This window comes from Xanthomarina gelatinilytica, assembly GCF_000348685.1.
In the GTDB taxonomy this organism is placed as follows: Bacteria; Bacteroidota; Bacteroidia; order Flavobacteriales; family Flavobacteriaceae; genus Xanthomarina; species Xanthomarina gelatinilytica.
Window position 1 is genome coordinate 566,754 of sequence record NZ_ANLA01000004.1, and the last position, 18,617, is coordinate 585,370.

An 18,617-nucleotide genomic window follows, 5' to 3' on the forward strand; every position below is an offset into this window, starting at 1 on the left:
TTTTATTTCTCCTTGGAACTATTGCAAGGGTCTTACATGATAAATTTTGAGCTTATGGACTTGTTGTAATGTACATTGTGCATAACATCTGCAAAAAGTTGTGCACAGCTCAAGACACGTATTTTGCTGCTTTTTTGTTTTAGGGGAATTGAATCTGTAACAATTAATTCTTCCAGTTTGGAATTTTCTATTTTTTGGTAGGCATTTCCAGATAAAATAGGATGCGTACAGATAGCTCTAACACTTAATGCACCACGTTCCATCATAACATCAGCAGCTTTTGTTAAAGTTCCGGCAGTGTCTACCATATCGTCTACCAAAACAACATTTTTGCCAGTAACATCGCCTATCAATTCCATGTGCGAAATAACATTGGCTTTTGCTCTCTGTTTGTAGCAAATCACCACATCGCTCTCTAGGGCTTTAGAGTAGGCATAAGCTCTTTTGGAACCTCCCATATCTGGAGAAGCAATGGTTAAATTGTTTAAATTTAAGCTTTGTAAATAAGGCAAAAAGATGGTTGATGCAAATAAATGATCAACTGGTTTTTCAAAAAACCCTTGAATTTGATCTGCATGTAAATCCATGGTAATAATTCGTGTGGCTCCAGCTGCTTCCAGCATTTTAGCAACCAATTTGGCAGCTATGGGTACTCTGGGTTTGTCCTTACGGTCTTGTCTTGCCCAACCAAAATAAGGTAAAACGGCTGTAATGTGTCTGGCCGACGCACGCTTGGCTGCATCAATCATTAACAACATTTCCATTAAATTTTCTGGACCAGGATGTGTAGAACCAATAATAAAAATACGGGTCCCTCTAATAGATTCTTCATAGGATGGTTGAAATTCCCCATCACTGTAAGTAGAGGTTATGACATTGCCCAAACTCACACCAAAAGCATCTGCTATGTTAAGAGCGAGTTCTTTACTTTGTGTACACGTAAAAATTTTAGCTTCAGTGTTTACGTTTGGCATTGTTAATCTATTGTATTATAACGAATTAATTCGTTTTTTGTTTAACGAGGTGCAAATTTAGGAATTTATTTCAACTCCAAAAGCATAAATAGGACTATTTTTAATTGTTTGTAGAAAAATATTTTCTAATTTTGCAGTCTACTTTGCTCGAGTGGCGGAATTGGTAGACGCGCCGGATTCAAAATCCGGTTCTTTCGGGAGTGTGGGTTCGATTCCCACCTCGAGTACTTTCTAAATCGCAACATGTTACTAGTTGATGTGTTGCGATTTTTTTTTACCCATTTTTTTACATTTTCTTCTATCAAAGGTACTTGGCATCTCAGGTGCAATTTGGTGTTTCATCCTTAAGATGTCCATATAGTTAGTACGAATGAACAACAAGTAAGCCACGGCATAAGCACGACATAACCACGGCATAAGCACGGCATAACTAAGTAACATCCTTTTAAGTGGACCAAACCTATATAAGACCTATTTTTTAATAAAACTTGGGTGTTTGATAAGGCTAGATGTACTTGAAGGTTTTTACAGGTGATAAAAATTGCTTAAGCTCATAGTTAGGTATTTAAAACAGGTTGTAGGTGTTGCTCCTTGGAGATAAATAGGTTGTTAGAATTAAATTGCACAAAAAAACCTTTAAATTTAAGCAGGAATATTTAGGTTTCATTTTAAATTGTATCTTTGGGTTTTACCCAAATAAACTACAAAAAACAATGTTTGATAATTTCTGGTTCCACGTTGAATATGGCATCAATCACGTGTTGGATATCAATGCCTACGATCATGTTCTTTTTTTAATTGTATTGGCTGTTCCTTATCTTTTTAAAGATTGGAAACGCGTTTTACTTTTGGTTACATTGTTCACTTTGGGTCATACCTTATCTTTGGTTTTGGCAGCTTACAACGTTGTAAGTGTTAATGGACAGTTGGTGGAGTTCTTAATTCCAATCACTATTTTAATTGTTGCGCTTTTTAATGTGTTTACAGCTGGAAAAGGAGCCCAAAAGGAAAAGGTAGGTGTACTTTTTTTCTCGACCTTGTTTTTTGGTTTGGTTCATGGACTGGGCTTTGCCAGAGAGTTTAGAATGTTGGTAGGGCAATCGGACAACAAATTGGTGACACTTATCGAGTTTGCCCTAGGAATAGAAATAGCGCAAGTAATCATCGTGTTCGTGGTTCTCTTTTTGGGCTATATCATGCAAACTGTGTTCAGGTTTTCCAAACGCGATTGGATTATGGTTATTTCTGCTATTGTGGTAGGATTGGTTATCCCAATGATTTTGGGCAGCGATTTTTTAGCTTAAAAAAACAGTGACTTTACCTAAAGTTTTCATAAAACTTTAATTCCTTGGTTGTAATTAAAATACTTACAAGCTATCTTCGTTGTATATAATTAAAAATGAAATTTTCACCTGGTGAAACACATGAAAGAACACAAGCAACGTAAATACGATAAAGCTTATTTAAGGATTGCCAAAGAATGGGGAAAACTTTCTTATTGCGAACGCAAACAAGTTGGCGCAATTATTGTAAAGGATAGGATGATTATTTCCGATGGATTTAATGGCACCCCTACAGGTTTTGAAAATTATTGTGAAGACGATGAAGGTTACACCAAATGGTATGTGCTCCATGCAGAAGCCAACGCCATTTTAAAAGTAGCCTCTTCCACACAATCCTGTAAAGGTGCTACTTTGTACATTACCTTGTCTCCTTGTAAGGAATGCAGTAAATTAATACATCAGGCAGGCATTGTTAGGGTTGTATACAAAGAAGCATATAAAGACAATTCAGGCTTGGAGTTTCTTGAAAAAGCAGGTATTGAGTTGGTTTTGATAGACGATTTAAGTGCCTAAAGAAACAGTAAACACATTGTTTCTTTTCAAGCTTTTCAAGCTTTTTCAGGTTACAGCAAATACATGAACAACACATGAAACTAAAGAAAAAATATTTACCACTTATAATAGGTGTTGCTATTGCAGCAGGCATTTTTATTGGAGGGAAATTAAATTTTTCTGATACATCTGACAGGTTATTTACCAAAAACAGCAAAAAGGACAAGCTTAACAGGCTTATTGACTATATAGACTACGAATATATAGACGATGTAAATACAGACAGCATAGTAGATGTAACCGTAAACGGGATCCTGAATAATCTCGATCCTCATTCCGTATATATCCCAAAAGAAGATATGGAACGTGTGGCAGATAATATGAAAGGGGATTTTGTGGGTATTGGTATTAATTTTTACACCTATAAAGATACCATTACCGTAATTAGAACCATAGAAGGAGGTCCCAGTGAAAAAGCCGGAATTATTGGTGGAGATAGAATTATCATGGCCAATGGCGATTCCATTTTTGGGAAAGATTTGAGCAATAACGAGATTATAAAGAAATTGAAGGGTCCAATAAATACGCTTGTAGATTTAAAAGTGTACCGAAAAGGAGAACCGGAATTGTTGGATTTTACCGTTAAAAGAAACCACATACCCATTAAAAGTGTTGATGCTGCCTATAAACTAACAGATAAATTAGGCTACATTAAAATAAACCGTTTTGCCGAATCCACTTATAAAGAATTTAAAAAGGAACTCACCAAATTACAAAAGCAAGGCATTAGCGAGCTGGTTGTGGATTTAAGAAACAATCCAGGAGGTTTTTTAGGTGTTGCCGAACAAATAGTAGACGAATTTCTGGAAGACGATAAGCTTATTTTATTTACCAAAAACAAGCGTGGAGACATCGAAAAAAGTTATGCAACCAAGAAAGGCGATTTTGAAAAAGGGAAAGTATATGTCCTAATTGACGAAAATTCGGCTTCAGCCAGTGAAATTGTAGCTGGAGCTTTGCAAGATAATGATAAAGGTACCATAGTTGGTCGTCGCTCGTATGGAAAAGGTTTGGTACAACGTGAAATGGAACTTGGCGATGGCAGTGCCGTAAGATTAACTGTATCCAGATATTACACACCTACAGGACGTTCCATTCAACGTTCCTACCAAAATGGAAACAGAGATTATTACGACGATTATTTTGATAGATTAAAAAGCGGGGAACTTATAGACCCTGAAAAAATTGAAGTGGCCGATTCCTTGAAATTCACCACTCCAAAAGGAAAAGTAGTGTATGGAGGAGGAGGCATTATTCCAGATGTGTTTGTGCCCTTGGATTTAAGCATGCAAAACGAAACCTTAACGTTTTTGGACCGAAGAGGCTTTATCAGCAATTTTGTTTTTGAAGAGCTTGAAAAAGACCGTCATGCTTACGATAGCATTTCAAGAGATGAATTCATTAAATACTTTCAGTTTGATGACGATATGGTTTTACAGTTTCAAGATTATTTAAACGAAAAAACCAAAGCCAATATCACTTTTGTGGCATATAACGAAGAAGTTAAACAATACATTAAAGCAACGCTTGCCGACCAACTTTTTGGAAATGGTGCTTTTGAGGAAGTCATCAACCAGTCGGACATTATGATTGAAGAGGTCATCATCTTAAGCAACAGGGAAGATTAAACCACCACTTTATCATGTATCTTAACATGTTCACCATTGTTCCATAGCGTCAAGATATCTGTAGCCACTTGAGCGCCACTGCCACAAGCTATGGCAAACTGACTTCGCCAACCAGCTAGCGTTCCAGCCACATAAAGCCCTTCGTCTATTTTATGATCTGTATTTTTTAACCAAATCCTATGCTTTTCGGTTTTGGCCCTTGGATGAGGTTCAATATAACTGTCCAAACCTTTAATGGTAAATAGATTGGTATAACCAACTGCCACAACCACTAGCTTTGCAGAATATTCGGTTTTATTGGTTTTTACTAAAAACCCATGTTCTGTTCTAAGAATTTCTGTGACTTTTTCGGTATCTATTTGTTGCACGTGTGGATATAAGCTGTGCAATTGTTTCTTCCCACTTTCTAAAATGGAGGCTCCAGTGGTTCCAGGTGTCAAACCCAGCACATTGTTAAATAATGCGTTTTGCAAATGAGATGTTTTTTGATGGGCAATCAAGCCAATTTTTTTAGCCCTAGCGCACTCATGATCTTTGGCCGAACCTAAAACCAAAGCACAAGACATGCCAGAAGCTCCACCACCAATTATCAAGACATCAAACATTATTTTCTGGTTTTATACTGTTTGTCAATTTTTTGTGAAATCCTTAAAATTTGCAACAAAATTAAAGCACACATAGAAGCGAAAATAGTAATAAAGGCAACAACACTATCGTCTTCAAAAGGCGCATTAAAATCTACTTTTGTAAAGTTGTAAATAATCAATCCAATTGCGATTAACGATAATAACATTTTAAAAATCTTCATCTTTCAAGAATTTAAAGCTGCTGCAAATTTCGATAATTTGAAACTAATAATCCCTCTTTTACTGGTTTAATTTTTCTTTTATAATGTATCTTTGCACGTATTTTTTAGCATCAACTCATATGTTTCAATTAGGAAAAACCATTGTTTCAGAAGATATTATTGAAAAGGATTTTGTCTGTAACCTGTCTGCTTGCAAAGGCGCTTGTTGTATAGATGGAGATGCTGGAGCACCTTTGGATGAGAAAGAAACAGACATTTTAAAAACCATTTACCCAAAAATAAAACGCTTTTTAAGACAGGAAGGGATTGATGCCATTGAAAAGCAAGGGACATTTATTACCACGGAATTTGGTGAATTTGAAACGCCGTTAATTAACGATGCTGATTGTGCTTACGTGATTTTTGATAGCAAAGGTACAGCACTTTGTGCCATTGAGGAAGCCTATAACCAAGGAGTAATAGATTGGAAAAAACCTGTTTCTTGTCATTTGTATCCTATAAGGGTAAAAGATTATAGTGAGTTTTCTGCAGTAAATTACGATAAATGGGACATCTGTGACGATGCCTGCACCTTAGGAAAAGAACTTCAAGTGCCTATTTATAAATTTGTAAAAGAAGCCCTAATAAGAAAGTTTGGTGAAGATTGGTATGCCGAACTGGAAAAAATAGCCCAAGGTTTTGGCAAATAAGAAGCTTAAGCTGTTTTTAAAACCACATTTTTAATGGGAATGTGCACCATGACTTTCGTGCCAGAAGCTTTTCCGTTTTCAAATAAATCTTCAATGTCTATTTTAAAACCGTTTATAAACCCTTTGGAAAAATTGGCCAAACGGGCTTTGGTAATCTCTATCCCAACAGATTTACGTCTTAACTTTTTCTTTTCCTTTATTTTTTCTGAAACAGCTCTTCCTACCCCATTATCTGTAATGTTTATGGACACATAGTCTGGAGTGTTTTGGTAAACTTCCAAAAGGATGTTTTTGGTGCCGGTTTTGGAGGATAAACCATGCCAAAGGGCATTTTCCAAAAAGGGTTGAAGAATTAAGGAAGGAACTTTAATTACAGATGGGTTGACAGTTTCGTCTATATGTACCTGATAGTTTATTTCGTTTGAAAAACGCATGTTTTCAATGTTCATATAAAGGGCCATGGTATCCAGTTCGTCCTGTAGGGAAATCTCCTTTTCGGTTGAAGCCACTAGGATTTTTCTTATAAGCTTTGAAAACTTGTTAAGGTAATAGACTGCGTTTTCTTTTTCGTTGTTTATAATAAAGAGCTTAATGGAGTTCAGGGAATTAAAAATGAAATGAGGGTTCATTTGGTTTCTTAACATCGCTTGCTCTAAAGTCACAATCTTTTTTTCGTTTTTCAGCTGTCTTTGTCTTTGTAAAATGATAAAAAAACCAATAATCAAAAAAGCTCCCAAAAGACTTAGCAATAAAATTTTTCTATTTTGAACCAGTTTTAGCTTTACAATCTCGTTTTCGCTGGCAAGGGCTTTAATTTGGCTGTTTTTCTTTTCACTTTCATATTTTAAAATTAAATCGTTTACATATTGAAAGTTTTTTTCGTTGGTAATGGATTGGTCCAGGGCCACATATTGCTTGTAATAATGTAAAGAGGATTTAAAATCTCCCAACTCTTCTTCCAATAGGGCTAAATGGTTATAGGTTTCAGATTCTTGAGATTTTAAATTGTATTTTTTGGCTATTCTTAGGGCTTCTTTTAAATGGGTTTCAGAGGCTTTAAAATCTTCCAATTTCAAGTTTAGCAACCCTAAATTGGAGTAAGAGGTGGAAATGTAATATTTGTCGTTAACTATTTTTGCTTTTTCCAAAGCCTTTTCCAAAATGGGCAAGGCCGTTTCATAATCGCCTTTTAAAATATCCAGTTTCCCTATGCTGTTATAGCAAATAACGCGACCAATGTCTGAATTTATTTCGTTGTTGTATTTTAAAGATGTTTGGTAATTAACCAAGGCTTCATCCAGCATGCCAATGGCTTCTTGGGCATATCCTATATTATGGTGGTTTATGGCAAGGCCTAATTTGTTGTTTAACTCTTTTTCAATTTTCAATGACTTTTCAAACAGACCCAGAGCCATGTCGTATTGTTTAAGTGCCAGGTAGATATTTCCCATGCTGTTTTGCGAAATAGCTATGCTGTGTTTAAGGATGTCTGTGGTTGGTTTTACCGTTTCGGCCAAGTCCAGTGCTTCTTTATGGTAGTCCAAGGCTGTTCTTATAACATCTTGTCTTCTGTAAACAACACCCAGCATGTTTAAGCTAATAACCTGCAGATCTATGTTTTTGGCTTGTTTGGCTTTTTTTAAGGCGTTTTCATGAAAACTTATGGCTTTGTCATAAACAGAAAGGTTTCTATACGTTTCCCCAAGCATGTTTAAAGCGTAACTTTCACCTTCCAAAAACTGTTTTTCTTCAGATTTCTTTAAAAGCAAGTTCATTTTTAGAGTGTCTTTGGAAAACACTTTAAAAACAGAATCCAAATATCTATAACTTGTTTGCTTTTTAATAAGGGTTGTGTTTACAATCTTTTCAAAATCTGAGCTTTGACTGTTTTGAGCCAAAGTCACAGAGGAAAAACAAGCAAATACAAAACATAGCAAAATGCTTTTGCAATGGGTTTTTATGGTTAAAACAAAACTGTTTAGGAGCCGTTTCATGGGTTACAATTTGTTTAGGAAGTCTGATTTACGCTGTCTGGCAACAGGGATTTTTTCATTGGATTCCATGACTACGTAGGCTTCGTTTTTCACAAACTCTTTAATCTTGTTCAAGTTTATGATGTAAGAATTGTGAATTCTAAAGAAATAATTTTCGGGTAAGATAGCATCAATTTCCTTGATCTTTTTAGTGACAACCATTTTTTGATTTTTTGTCATGAAAAATGTACTGTAATTGCCATCGGATTCTATGTATAGAATATCATCTATATTTAAAAACACCAGTTTGCCATCTGTGTTTAAAATGACTTTTTGATGTTTTAGGTTGGCATTGAAATTCAATAAAACCTCTTCAACTTTTGCAATGGAAATGTTGTTGGTGTAAAACTTCTTTATTTTTACTATGGTTTCTTTTAAATCATCAGAATCTATAGGCTTTAAGAGATAGTCTATGGCTTCGTTCTTAAGTGCTTTCAAAGCATACTCATTGTATGCAGTTGTGATTATGACTGCGTAATCCTTATGGTTGATACAATCCAAAAACTGAAACCCGTCCATGGTTGGCATGTTTATATCCAAAAACAGGCAATCTGGTGTATGTGTTTTTAAATAGGTTATGGCTGTCTCCGGATTAGTAAATGTTTCAACCACTTCAATGTCGTTGCTGAAATTTTCCAATTCCCAAGTTAAACTTTGTATGGCCTTCGGTTCGTCGTCTACTATTACTGCTTTAATCATATACTCAAATATAGTGATATAATGTGTTCCTTAAAAAAATAGATGTATGCTTGGTGTAAATTTATGTATAATAGGTCGTCATATGGATGTTTTTTATGAAAGCTTAATTTTTAAGTTACCAACTATACAGTTTTTTGTACCAACCATACAAAAACTTATTTTGCAGTGGTTTTTTTTTAGATATTTGTTTTGCTATTAATTAAGGGATATGCATTTCATTTTATAGATGGTTGCTATTAATCGATTTAAAAAAACCAGTGAGAGCTGGTTTTTTTTATGCCTTATTTTTAACGGAAACCTATTTCAAACAAAGACTCACAAAGCAGTAAACATCTTGCTTAAGGCTATATTTGGTGCATACTTTTTAAACTCATTTCGTTTTTTTTAAAAACCTGTAAATCAGCAATTTGAAACAAAATTAAAAAACAGGGGCCTTCTTAAAACTCTTAAATTTTGTTAAAAACTTGTTGACAATGTTTATAACTTAACCTTTCATTTTCAATCTCATTTTTCAATCTTTGTTAGTCCCAAATTACAGCAAAATTTTCGTCTAAATTTTAAAATAAACACTAAAAAAATGTCTCAGTTTACAGAACCCATACTACAAGAAAACAAAGATCGATTTGTTATTTTTCCAATTCAGCATCATGATATTTGGGAGTGGTACAAAAAATCGGAAGCTAGTTTCTGGACAGCCGAAGAAATAGATTTACATCAGGACCTTACAGATTGGACCACGAAATTGAATGATGACGAACGTTATTTTATTAAACACATTTTAGCTTTTTTTGCTGCAAGTGATGGGATAGTTAACGAAAACCTGGCCGAAAACTTTGTAAACGAAGTGCAATACAGTGAAGCCAAGTTCTTTTATGGGTTCCAAATCATGATGGAAAACATTCATAGTGAAACTTATTCCTTGTTAATTGACACCTATGTAAAAGACGAAACTGAAAAAGACCAGTTGTTCAATGCCATTGAAAACTTTCCTGCCATCAAGAAAAAGGCAGATTGGGCTTTAAAATGGATAGAGTCGCCAAGTTTTGCCGAACGTTTGATTGCTTTTGCTGCTGTAGAAGGGATTTTCTTCTCTGGTGCTTTTTGCTCCATTTTCTGGTTGAAAAAGCGTGGCTTAATGCCTGGCTTGACCTTTTCAAACGAATTGATTTCCAGAGACGAAGGTGTGCATTGCGACTTTGCTGTGCACTTGCACAACAATCACTTGGTGAATAAAGTGCCTAAAGCACGTATTAGAGAAATTCTTGTGGATGCTTTGGATATTGAAAGAGAGTTTATAACAGAATCTCTACCAGCCAGTTTAATTGGTATGAATGCCAAATTAATGGCGCAATATTTAGAGTTTGTAACCGATAGACTGTTAAGCGAATTGGATTGTGAGAAAGAGTACAACACGCCAAACCCATTTGACTTTATGGATATGATTTCGCTTCAAGGGAAAACAAATTTCTTTGAAAAGCGTGTCGCTGAATACCAAAAAGCTGGTGTGGCCAACAAAGAAGAAGCAGGCGACAAATTTAGTTTCGATGCCGATTTTTAAATAAAAAAAACCCTAAGAATATAAAATAAGTTAATAGCAAGCTTCATGTAACCGCACCTGAGGATCCTTGTAACTTATTCCAATAAAATTTAAACTTCAAGCACGTTTATCTCTTTAAATGTGCTTGAGCCAATTAATTAATCTATTTTCTGAAAAGCGTGTCAGAAAATTAAAAACCTGTAAAATATGTATGTAGTAAAAAGAGACGGCAGAAAAGAACCAATGATGTTCGATAAGATTACAGCTAGAGTAAGAAAGTTGTGTTATGGCTTAAACGAACTGGTAGATCCAGTAAAAGTTGCCATGAGAGTGATTGAAGGACTTTACGATGGGGTAACCACCAGTGAACTTGATAATCTGGCAGCCGAAGTAGCTGCAACCATGACAACGGCTCACCCAGATTACGCACGCTTGGCTGCAAGGATTTCTGTGTCTAATTTACACAAAAACACAAAAAAATCATTTAGTGAAGTCATGCACGATTTATACGTGTATGTTAACCCAAGAACAGGAAAAAAAGCACCATTGCTGTCTGATGAGGTGTACCAGGTTATTATGGATAATAAAGAGAAATTGGACTCTACCATAATATATAATCGCGATTTTGGTTACGATTATTTCGGTTTTAAAACCTTGGAACGTTCTTATTTACTAAAATTAAATGGAAAAATTGCCGAACGTCCACAACACATGCTCATGAGAGTTTCGGTAGGAATTCATCTAAACGATTTAGATGCAGTTATTGAGACTTACGAACTCATGTCCAAAAAATATTTTACACACGCCACACCAACCCTTTTTAATTCAGGAACGCCAAAACCACAAATGTCTTCTTGTTTTCTTTTAACTATGAAAGAAGATAGTATAGACGGAATTTATGATACTTTAAAGCAAACGGCTAAAATCTCTCAATCCGCAGGTGGAATAGGTTTGGCAATGCACAACATTCGCGCTACCGGAAGTTATATAGCAGGAACCAACGGAACCAGTAATGGCATAGTGCCTATGTTACGAGTGTTTAATGATACGGCACGTTATGTAGATCAAGGCGGAGGAAAGCGTAAAGGAAGTTTCGCCATTTATTTAGAAACCTGGCATGCAGATATCTTCGACTTTTTGGATTTGAAGAAAAATCATGGAAAAGAAGAAATGCGCGCAAGGGATTTGTTTTATGCCATGTGGATTTCCGATTTATTTATGAAACGTGTCCAGGAAGATGGACCATGGACACTAATGTGCCCAAACGAGTGTCCTGGTTTGCCAGAAACCCATAGCGAAGAATTTGAAGCCCTTTACTTAAAATATGAAGCAGAAGGCAAAGGCAGAAAAACTATAAAAGCCAGGGAGCTTTGGGAGAAAATTTTAGAATCTCAAATAGAAACAGGTACACCTTACATGCTGTACAAAGATGCTGCCAACCGTAAATCCAATCAAAAAAATTTAGGAACCATACGTTCTTCGAATTTATGTACAGAAATCATGGAATACACCTCTCCAGATGAGGTTGCAGTATGTAATTTGGCATCTATAGCCTTGCCAATGTTTATAAAAAACAACGAGTTTGATCATAAGGAGTTATTTAAAATTACCAAACGCGTTACTAAAAACTTGAACAAGGTTATAGATAGAAACTATTATCCAGTTAAAGAAGCCGAAAATTCCAATTTCCGTCACAGACCAATAGGTCTGGGGGTTCAAGGTTTGGCAGATACTTTTATCAAGCTTCGCATGCCTTTTACCAGTGACGAAGCAAAAAAACTCAATCAGGACATATTTGAAACACTTTATTTTGCTGCTGTTACGGCAAGTATGGAAGAAGCGCAAAAAGATGGACCTTACCAAACCTACCAAGGCTCACCAATTAGCAATGGGGAATTTCAACACAACCTGTGGGGAATAAAGGACGAAGAGTTGAGTGGCCGTTGGGATTGGGCAAAACTGCGCAAAGAAGTTAAAAAACATGGGGTAAGAAACTCGTTGTTGGTAGCTCCTATGCCAACGGCAAGTACCTCGCAAATATTGGGCAATAATGAGTGTTTTGAGCCATATACTTCTAATATATACACACGTCGTGTATTGTCTGGTGAATTTATTGTGGTTAACAAACATTTGTTGGAAGATTTGGTGGAACTAGGATTGTGGAACGATGGTTTAAAGCAAGACATCATGAGAGCCAATGGCTCTGTACAAAATATAGATGTGATACCTCAACACATTAAAGACCTTTACAAAACGGTATGGGAATTAAGCATGAAAGACATTATTGACATGTCTCGACAAAGAGGCTATTTTATAGATCAGTCCCAGTCCTTAAATCTGTTCATGGAAGGTGCAACCATGGCTAAGCTAACCTCCATGCATTTTTATGCTTGGAAGAGTGGGTTAAAGACAGGCATGTATTATTTAAGAACCAAGAGCGCAGTAGATGCCATTAAGTTTACCTTGGATACCAAAAAGAAAGAAGAACCAGTAGCCAACAGTGTTGAAGTAGATGAGACATTAAAGGCACAACAACAAAAAGCTGCTAAAACGGCCGAAACATTTAGCCAGCAAGCTAAAGACGTGGAGCCTATGTCTGCCGAAGAAATGAAAGCTTTAATTGCTCAGGCAAAAGAAGCAGAAGGCGATGATTGTTTGATGTGTGGTTCTTAAATTAATTCAATTAAGTGTTATAAAAAAAGCATCTCAATTTGAGATGCTTTTTTTTTGTTTTAGTGTTTATTGTAATGACATTTAATCTGTGTTCTCTTCTGAAATTTTAGCAGGCTTTATGGAACTGTCAAAAGCACCATGATACTCTTCCAGGAGATTCATAATGGCAGCCAGTAAATCTTTGGTCTCCAGAAGAATACTAAAATACAAAGTTGTGTTTTTAGGACTTGATTCTTCGTTCCTGGTACGTTCTACCTGTTTTTGAATTTTATCGGTAACTAGAGTGACAATTTCTTTCTTTCTATTTAAAACAACACCTATTTCTTCAAAAGAACGGGACTCAAAAGCTTTTCTGGTATTGTTGAACAGTCTTTCAAAACGTTCATCAACTTCCTTCAACTCTTTAATTTGGCTAAATTTAAGTTTTTTATGGTTGTTGTTAACGTGTTTGTGGCTCACTTTGGTAATGTATTCCAAAGATTGGGTAATATCTTGTAGATATCCCAAAACGTTTATATAAAAACTGCTGGCAGCTACGCTGGATTCATCCAGGTTCTTAATAAAATAAAAAATATGGTCTCTCAATTCATCTATTTCATCAGATAGTTTGATGACTTGTTTTTTATTCTTTTTAAGTAAAGACAAATCTTGTTTGGCAAGACCGTTAATGGCATTGGTGTAAATTTTATTTCCACGTTTAATAACATGGGCAATATTGTCTGCACTTTCATGTATCACTCCTTGAATAGAGCTGCTTTCGGCACGTGTTAAACTATCTTCGGCTTTATTGGTGTCAGATTTCTTTTTATGTGAAATATAGCTTCTTACAAGTAAAATGGTAGCCAGCAATAAGAATATTGGGACCATGACTTGTACGTTCCAGTTTAAGAAATACGCAATGATGGCTGCAGATATAAAGGCAATAAAAGCTGTAAAGAACCAACCACCAATTACGTTTAAAACTCCAGCAACCCTGTAAACAGCACTTTCTGCTCCCCAGGCTCTATCTGCCAAAGAGGTACCCATGGCAACCATAAAAGTAACATAGGTTGTGGACAGTGGTAGTTTCATAGATGTTGCAATAGAAATCAAGACAGCTGCAACCATTAAGTTAATGGCAGCACGAACCAAATCGAAGGCTGGCAACTCATAGGTTTTATCCTTTTTTAAAGAAATGACAGGTTTTTCAAACTGTTTTTCAATTTTCGCCTGCCAAGATTCCGGTAAAATATATGAAGACATTTGGGAGCCTAAAATAGCAAACCTCACAAAACCTCGCGAAAGGAAGTTAGGTTGAAAGCGTTCTTTGGTCTCTTCTTGACTGGATAAATCCAAAGAGGTTTTAACAACAGCCTTCGCTTTGCTTGAAAACCATAAGGTGACAACCATAATTAAACCTGCTGCAACCAACAAATAGGTAGGTGTTGGTACTTTGTCTGCCAAAAACCCCATGCTAAAAGCATCGGCAGCAACTCCAGAGTTAACCCATGTGGAGTAAGATAGCCATCCAGCAATAGGAACACCTATAAAGTTTACTAAATCGTTTCCAGCAAAAGCCAATGCCAAAGCAAATGTTCCAACCAAGATAATTAACTTATAGATGTTCACTTTTGCCAAGCTAATTAATAAATAAGATAACATAGACCAGAACAGCATGCTTACGCTAACAATCAGTAATACGTGGTTCTCCAAATAGCTATTAACGGTTTCGCCATTTAAAATTCCGAAAGGTTCTTTTGCAAAAGACATTCCTTTTAAACCTTTCATAAAAATAAAGTAAGTGATGGAAGTTAAAGCCAAGCCTCCAAATATGGCTCCAACCCAATTGGATTTCTTTTCAAAATTATAAGAAAGCCATAACCTGGCTATCCATTGCACGATAGCACCTACTGTGAATGCGACAATGACAGACAAGAGAATGCCAAAAATAATTTCGGTGGCTTTGGATGTGTTTATATATCCAATTACTTCAGCAAAACCACCACCATCATTCCCAACTTTAATTAAAGCCATGGCTACCGAAGCACCTAGAAGTTCAAAAACAATGGATACAGTGGTTGAGGTTGGCATGCCAACTGTATTGAAAAAGTCCAACAACAAAATATCTGTAATCATGACAGCCATAAAAATGATCATGATTTCATTGAACATAAACTCATGAGGATTAAAGATGCCTTTTCTGGCAACCTCCATCATGCCACTGGAGAAAATGGCTCCCACAGCAACGCCCACACTGGCAACAATCATGATGGTTTTAAAAGAGATGGCTTTAGAGCCAATAGCCGAATTTAAAAAGTTTACGGCATCATTACTTACACCTACAACCAAGTCTGCAATGGCCAAAACAGCCAGAGCAACAATCATTAATAAGTATATATTTTCCATTAGTTAGTTTTTAATTAGATAGTGCAAATATCTATAGTGTTTGTATTAGAAATGTTATCTAAATGTTATTATTTAAAAGTGTATGTCAAATTGAAGCCTGTAAGCTAAACGGCTGTTTATGTTTTCAGTATCCACATAAGTAAAATCTGTTTGTACTTTTAATTTGTGTCCTACTATATATTTTGATAAACCCAGCGTGTATTCATTTACCAAACTCTCACCAGTAATACTTTTGCTTAAATCTACATTGGAAAATCGACCAGCCACTTCCCAGTTTGATTTAAATAAGTAACCAGCTTGCAAATTGACAGCATTTCCAACTTGTACTACTTGCCCTGTTGGCGTACCATCTGTTTCCTTTGCTATTGGGTCTTCAGCATCTCTATTGGCATATTCTCCCATAAAAGAAAAGCCTTTGTGCTTAAACATGGCATCAACAAACAAGGTAGTGATATTCGTTTCGTAAAATCCGTTTTCAGTTAGCATGTAGGAGCCTTGATTGCTTCTGGTTTTAACAGCGTTATTGTTAAAATCGTAAGTGATACCAATGGCCAGTTTAGGGGTTTCAGGTCTGCTTAAAGAACCACCTATGTAGTCCCCTTTGTTTGGGAATAAGCCCAAAGGTAAAAACTCCAAACGGCCAGTGTATTGAAATCCACCTATATTTCCCGTGGTGACGTTTCTGCCTTCGCCTTGGGATATGGCAAGGGCTTCCCGAACAATAAAGGTATCTGTTAAATTGAAATGATGTCTGAATTGAATCCCTAAATCCCTATCTATATTAAAACCAGCATTTAAAATAGATCTATCCACAAACTGAAGGTTTCCTGAAGAAACAATGCGTTCCCTATTTCCAGGAAGTTTTGCTTGACCAAACCAAAGTTCAAAATTTTTGTAAAAATTCCATTTCATAACGGCATCCAAGATAAATCTTGGGGTGTTGCTGGTGTATATGGAAGAGCCTGACATATCTCTATTGGATAAGCCTAGCTCTATTTTGTATTCTAGTTTTGGAGTTAAAGCATAGCCATCAAATTTTAACCTGGCGCGTCTTACTAAAAAAGCAGCTTCACCATTTGTTAACTCTCCATGATCGTTTTCCCAACTGGCAAGTGTTAAAAATTGCATTCTGGCACCAACTTTCATGGTCCAAGAACTGTCTTTCCCCACTATGTTAAAGATGCCTTTACCAAACTTAGTAGAAGGGATTTCTTGAGCATTTACCATAAAGGAAGTAGATAGTAATAATAAAATTACCGTTACTTTAAATTTCATATTTAGGATTCTAGTTTTTGTCGCTGCAAAGAACTGACTTTAATGTTAAATTAATGTTTCCTAAATATTAAATTTAAAAATAGAACAAAAGGCTGCTTTGGCCAGAAGCAGCCATAGAATTCATGATAATTTAGTCGACAAAAACTAATAGATTATATGAAATTACTAATTATGTCTCAAGACATAGCAAATTTGCTAATTAATTATGGTTTGAATGTAATGTAAATATTAATTAATTATTAAATGAGTCTTAATATTTTAAAAATTATAAAATACTGAATAACAAATTCTTATAGCTTTAATGTTAATTTAATGTTATTTAGATGTTGCTAAATTGTTAATTATTGTTTATATTTGAGATATAATATAAAAACCCAAATAATTATGAAGAAATGTATTTTCTTTATTGCCTTTTTAATTACAGCTGTTTCTTTTGCGCAACAAGAGCGCGAACTAAAGCTTAACAAGGATACTAATTTAATTGAGGTTACTTACTATCATGACAATGGAGCTATAAGTCAAACAGGTACTTATACTTTAGACGGTAAACTTCAAGGTAAATGGTTAAGTTTTGATGCAGAAGGCAATAAATTAGTTTCGGCGAATTATGATAATGGGAAGAAAGTCGGCAAATGGTTTTACTGGTCAGGTAAAATTTTAAAAGAAGTAGATTATAGTAACAATGCTATTTCGAGTGTTAGTGAGTGGACCAATAAATCTACCATAGCACTACGTGATTAAACAATGTATATTAAAAAACAAAAAAGCATCCTGTTTAGGATGCTTTTTTGTTTTGTGACTAATTCAAATTGTTATTCAACAGTCCAACTTGCTCCCCAAGTTGCGTAATCGGTTCCTGTTCCATTACCATCGCCAGAGATAAAATCTGCTTCAGTAAAGGTTTCACCTGTATCGTTTTGCATTTTTTCAATAACATCAACAAAAGTAGCGTCTACAACATAAAGGTCACCGCTCAATACACCAGCACCTGTTGGGTTGTCACCAGCATCACCATCTAAATCAAAGGCTTCTTCAAAACCTTCAATGTAGATATTGTTAAAGATACCTTGTGTTCCAGCTCTTAATCTGATAGCTTCATTACCAGTTGTAGAGCCGTTGCCAATTATGGTTAAATTGTTTACTGTAGGTTTAGAGAAATAACCAGCGGCATTACTAAAATCGGTATTGTATCCGTCAGCCTCTATACCTTTATCGTGATCAGCACCATGCTTAACATAAGCATTTGTAATAGTTCCTGTATAGCCTTCAGTCCAGTCAATAGAGTCATCTTGAGCGTTAACTACAGATACATAGCTTGCATTAACTGTACCACCAAAGAACTCAACACCATCATCTTTTCCTTCAAAAGCTTGAATGTACTCAACAATTGTACTGTTTCCTACACCGTAAAAGGAAAAGCCGTTGTTTTCAGATTGGCCATCAGCAGCACCACCAGAGTATTCAACACGTACATAACGAATGGTCCCAGAATCATCAGCAGCATTTGTACCACCAAATGGTAAACTAGCAATTTCTGAAGTAGAAGTAGCAGAACCTGTTACAGAATTGATAGGGGCTCTTCCTAAAATAATCAATCCACCCCAATCTCCAGCAGCTGGGTTAGCAGCACCAGACGTCATAACAATAGGGTTAGATGCTGTTCCGTTAGCAATGATTTTGGCACCTTGAGAGATAGCAATGTAAACATCGGCTCCAGAAGCTTCGGCTTCAATAGTTACACCTTCATTAATGATAAGGTTTGTTCCAGAGGCCATGATTACAGGGCCGCTAATGGTGTAACATTTGTTAGCTTCTAAAACCAAATTTGAGTTAAATACGGCCGCAGGTATGGCTTCGCAACCATCTGTTGGAGTGTTGCCGCCACCATTATTGTTTATAACGCTATTGTCATTTATTACAATATCAGCAGTGTCATCAGTAGTACAAGAGAATAGCATTGAAATGATTGCTAAACCTAAAATTAAATTATTTTTCATTGTTTTTGAGTTTAATTATTGTCT

Annotated in this window: 15 protein-coding genes and 1 tRNA gene; 8 read left to right on the forward strand and 8 right to left on the reverse strand. The window is 35.8% G+C overall.

Annotated elements, in window-relative coordinates; all coding sequences use genetic code 11:
• Positions 1–32: 32 nt before the first annotated feature.
• Positions 33–974, reverse strand: coding sequence for a ribose-phosphate pyrophosphokinase (locus D778_RS03220; RefSeq protein ID WP_007647637.1), 942 nt, complete (start codon positions 972–974; stop codon positions 33–35).
• A 145-nt stretch (positions 975–1,119) separates the two neighbouring features.
• On the opposite strand from D778_RS03220, the gene D778_RS03225 reads away from it, so the two are divergent.
• The 4 genes from D778_RS03225 (at position 1,120) to D778_RS03240 (ending at position 4,497) form a co-directional block, all read left to right on the forward strand.
• Positions 1,120–1,201 (forward strand) — tRNA-Leu (locus D778_RS03225).
• A 486-nt stretch (positions 1,202–1,687) separates the two neighbouring features.
• A complete protein-coding gene (locus D778_RS03230) occupies positions 1,688–2,278 on the forward strand; it encodes a HupE/UreJ family protein (RefSeq protein ID WP_040491433.1) in 591 nt (196 codons plus the stop codon).
• A 120-nt stretch (positions 2,279–2,398) separates the two neighbouring features.
• Entirely contained in the window at positions 2,399–2,830 is a 432-nt protein-coding gene (locus D778_RS03235) for a deoxycytidylate deaminase (protein ID WP_007647639.1), read from the forward strand.
• 74 nt (positions 2,831–2,904) lie between these two features.
• On the forward strand, positions 2,905–4,497 hold the full coding sequence (locus D778_RS03240; RefSeq protein ID WP_007647641.1) for a S41 family peptidase: 1,593 nt from the start codon (positions 2,905–2,907) through the stop codon (positions 4,495–4,497).
• Here the strand turns inward: D778_RS03240 and D778_RS03245 are convergent.
• Positions 4,494–5,102 (reverse strand): FAD-dependent oxidoreductase, encoded by a 609-nt coding sequence (locus D778_RS03245; RefSeq protein ID WP_007647643.1) that lies wholly within the window; start codon positions 5,100–5,102, stop codon positions 4,494–4,496. The genes D778_RS03240 and D778_RS03245 overlap by 4 nt on opposite strands.
• A complete protein-coding gene (locus D778_RS03250) occupies positions 5,102–5,305 on the reverse strand; it encodes a hypothetical protein (RefSeq protein ID WP_040491308.1) in 204 nt (67 codons plus the stop codon). The genes D778_RS03245 and D778_RS03250 overlap by 1 nt, the downstream gene beginning before the upstream one ends.
• A gap of 119 nt (positions 5,306–5,424) precedes the next feature.
• Between D778_RS03250 and D778_RS03255 the strand changes: the two genes are divergently transcribed.
• Complete coding sequence (locus D778_RS03255; protein WP_007647646.1) at positions 5,425–5,994, forward strand: DUF3109 family protein; 570 nt, start codon at positions 5,425–5,427, stop codon at positions 5,992–5,994.
• 5 nt (positions 5,995–5,999) lie between these two features.
• Here the strand turns inward: D778_RS03255 and D778_RS03260 are convergent, their stop codons facing one another.
• Positions 6,000–7,988 (reverse strand): tetratricopeptide repeat-containing sensor histidine kinase, encoded by a 1,989-nt coding sequence (locus D778_RS03260; protein ID WP_007647647.1) that lies wholly within the window; start codon positions 7,986–7,988, stop codon positions 6,000–6,002.
• Positions 7,989–7,991: 3 nt separating this feature from the next.
• Entirely contained in the window at positions 7,992–8,726 is a 735-nt protein-coding gene (locus D778_RS03265; protein ID WP_007647648.1) for a LytR/AlgR family response regulator transcription factor, read from the reverse strand.
• 577 nt (positions 8,727–9,303) lie between these two features.
• On the opposite strand from D778_RS03265, the gene D778_RS03270 reads away from it, so the two are divergent.
• Both D778_RS03270 and D778_RS03275 read left to right on the forward strand, forming a co-directional pair.
• A complete protein-coding gene (locus D778_RS03270; RefSeq protein WP_007647649.1) occupies positions 9,304–10,284 on the forward strand; it encodes a ribonucleotide-diphosphate reductase subunit beta in 981 nt (326 codons plus the stop codon).
• A gap of 186 nt (positions 10,285–10,470) precedes the next feature.
• Positions 10,471–12,936, forward strand: a complete 2,466-nt coding sequence (locus D778_RS03275; protein ID WP_007647650.1) for a ribonucleoside-diphosphate reductase subunit alpha — start codon at positions 10,471–10,473, stop codon at positions 12,934–12,936.
• 81 nt (positions 12,937–13,017) lie between these two features.
• Here the strand turns inward: D778_RS03275 and D778_RS03280 are convergent, their stop codons facing one another.
• Entirely contained in the window at positions 13,018–15,321 is a 2,304-nt protein-coding gene (locus D778_RS03280) for an inorganic phosphate transporter (protein WP_007647651.1), read from the reverse strand.
• A 72-nt stretch (positions 15,322–15,393) separates the two neighbouring features.
• On the reverse strand, positions 15,394–16,596 hold the full coding sequence (locus tag D778_RS03285; RefSeq protein ID WP_007647652.1) for a porin: 1,203 nt from the start codon (positions 16,594–16,596) through the stop codon (positions 15,394–15,396).
• Between the two features lie 384 nt (positions 16,597–16,980).
• On the opposite strand from D778_RS03285, the gene D778_RS03290 reads away from it, so the two are divergent.
• Positions 16,981–17,337, forward strand: coding sequence for a toxin-antitoxin system YwqK family antitoxin (locus D778_RS03290; RefSeq protein ID WP_007647653.1), 357 nt, complete (start codon positions 16,981–16,983; stop codon positions 17,335–17,337).
• A gap of 71 nt (positions 17,338–17,408) precedes the next feature.
• Here the strand turns inward: D778_RS03290 and D778_RS03295 are convergent, their stop codons facing one another.
• The gene (locus tag D778_RS03295; protein ID WP_007647654.1) at positions 17,409–18,593 is read right to left on the reverse strand and encodes a hypothetical protein; all 1,185 of its coding nucleotides are present in this window, start codon (positions 18,591–18,593) and stop codon (positions 17,409–17,411) included.
• Positions 18,594–18,617 lie beyond the last annotated feature (24 nt).

What these genes read in the sequence shown, in the direction of transcription:
- D778_RS03285 (WP_007647652.1), bottom strand. Translation starts at nt 16,596, where the DNA reads ATGAAATTTAAAGTAACGGTAATTTTATTATTACTATCTACTTCCTTT.
- D778_RS03290 (WP_007647653.1), top strand. Translation starts at nt 16,981, where the DNA reads ATGAAGAAATGTATTTTCTTTATTGCCTTTTTAATTACAGCTGTTTCT.
- D778_RS03295 (WP_007647654.1), bottom strand. Translation starts at nt 18,593, where the DNA reads ATGAAAAATAATTTAATTTTAGGTTTAGCAATCATTTCAATGCTATTC.
- D778_RS03235 (WP_007647639.1), top strand. Translation starts at nt 2,399, where the DNA reads ATGAAAGAACACAAGCAACGTAAATACGATAAAGCTTATTTAAGGATT.
- D778_RS03275 (WP_007647650.1), top strand. Translation starts at nt 10,471, where the DNA reads ATGTATGTAGTAAAAAGAGACGGCAGAAAAGAACCAATGATGTTCGAT.
- D778_RS03260 (WP_007647647.1), bottom strand. Translation starts at nt 7,988, where the DNA reads ATGAAACGGCTCCTAAACAGTTTTGTTTTAACCATAAAAACCCATTGC.
- D778_RS03280 (WP_007647651.1), bottom strand. Translation starts at nt 15,321, where the DNA reads ATGGAAAATATATACTTATTAATGATTGTTGCTCTGGCTGTTTTGGCC.
- D778_RS03255 (WP_007647646.1), top strand. Translation starts at nt 5,425, where the DNA reads ATGTTTCAATTAGGAAAAACCATTGTTTCAGAAGATATTATTGAAAAG.
- D778_RS03240 (WP_007647641.1), top strand. Translation starts at nt 2,905, where the DNA reads ATGAAACTAAAGAAAAAATATTTACCACTTATAATAGGTGTTGCTATT.
- D778_RS03270 (WP_007647649.1), top strand. Translation starts at nt 9,304, where the DNA reads ATGTCTCAGTTTACAGAACCCATACTACAAGAAAACAAAGATCGATTT.
- D778_RS03265 (WP_007647648.1), bottom strand. Translation starts at nt 8,726, where the DNA reads ATGATTAAAGCAGTAATAGTAGACGACGAACCGAAGGCCATACAAAGT.
- D778_RS03245 (WP_007647643.1), bottom strand. Translation starts at nt 5,102, where the DNA reads ATGTTTGATGTCTTGATAATTGGTGGTGGAGCTTCTGGCATGTCTTGT.
- D778_RS03250 (WP_040491308.1), bottom strand. Translation starts at nt 5,305, where the DNA reads ATGAAGATTTTTAAAATGTTATTATCGTTAATCGCAATTGGATTGATT.
- D778_RS03220 (WP_007647637.1), bottom strand. Translation starts at nt 974, where the DNA reads ATGCCAAACGTAAACACTGAAGCTAAAATTTTTACGTGTACACAAAGT.
- D778_RS03230 (WP_040491433.1), top strand. Translation starts at nt 1,688, where the DNA reads ATGTTTGATAATTTCTGGTTCCACGTTGAATATGGCATCAATCACGTG.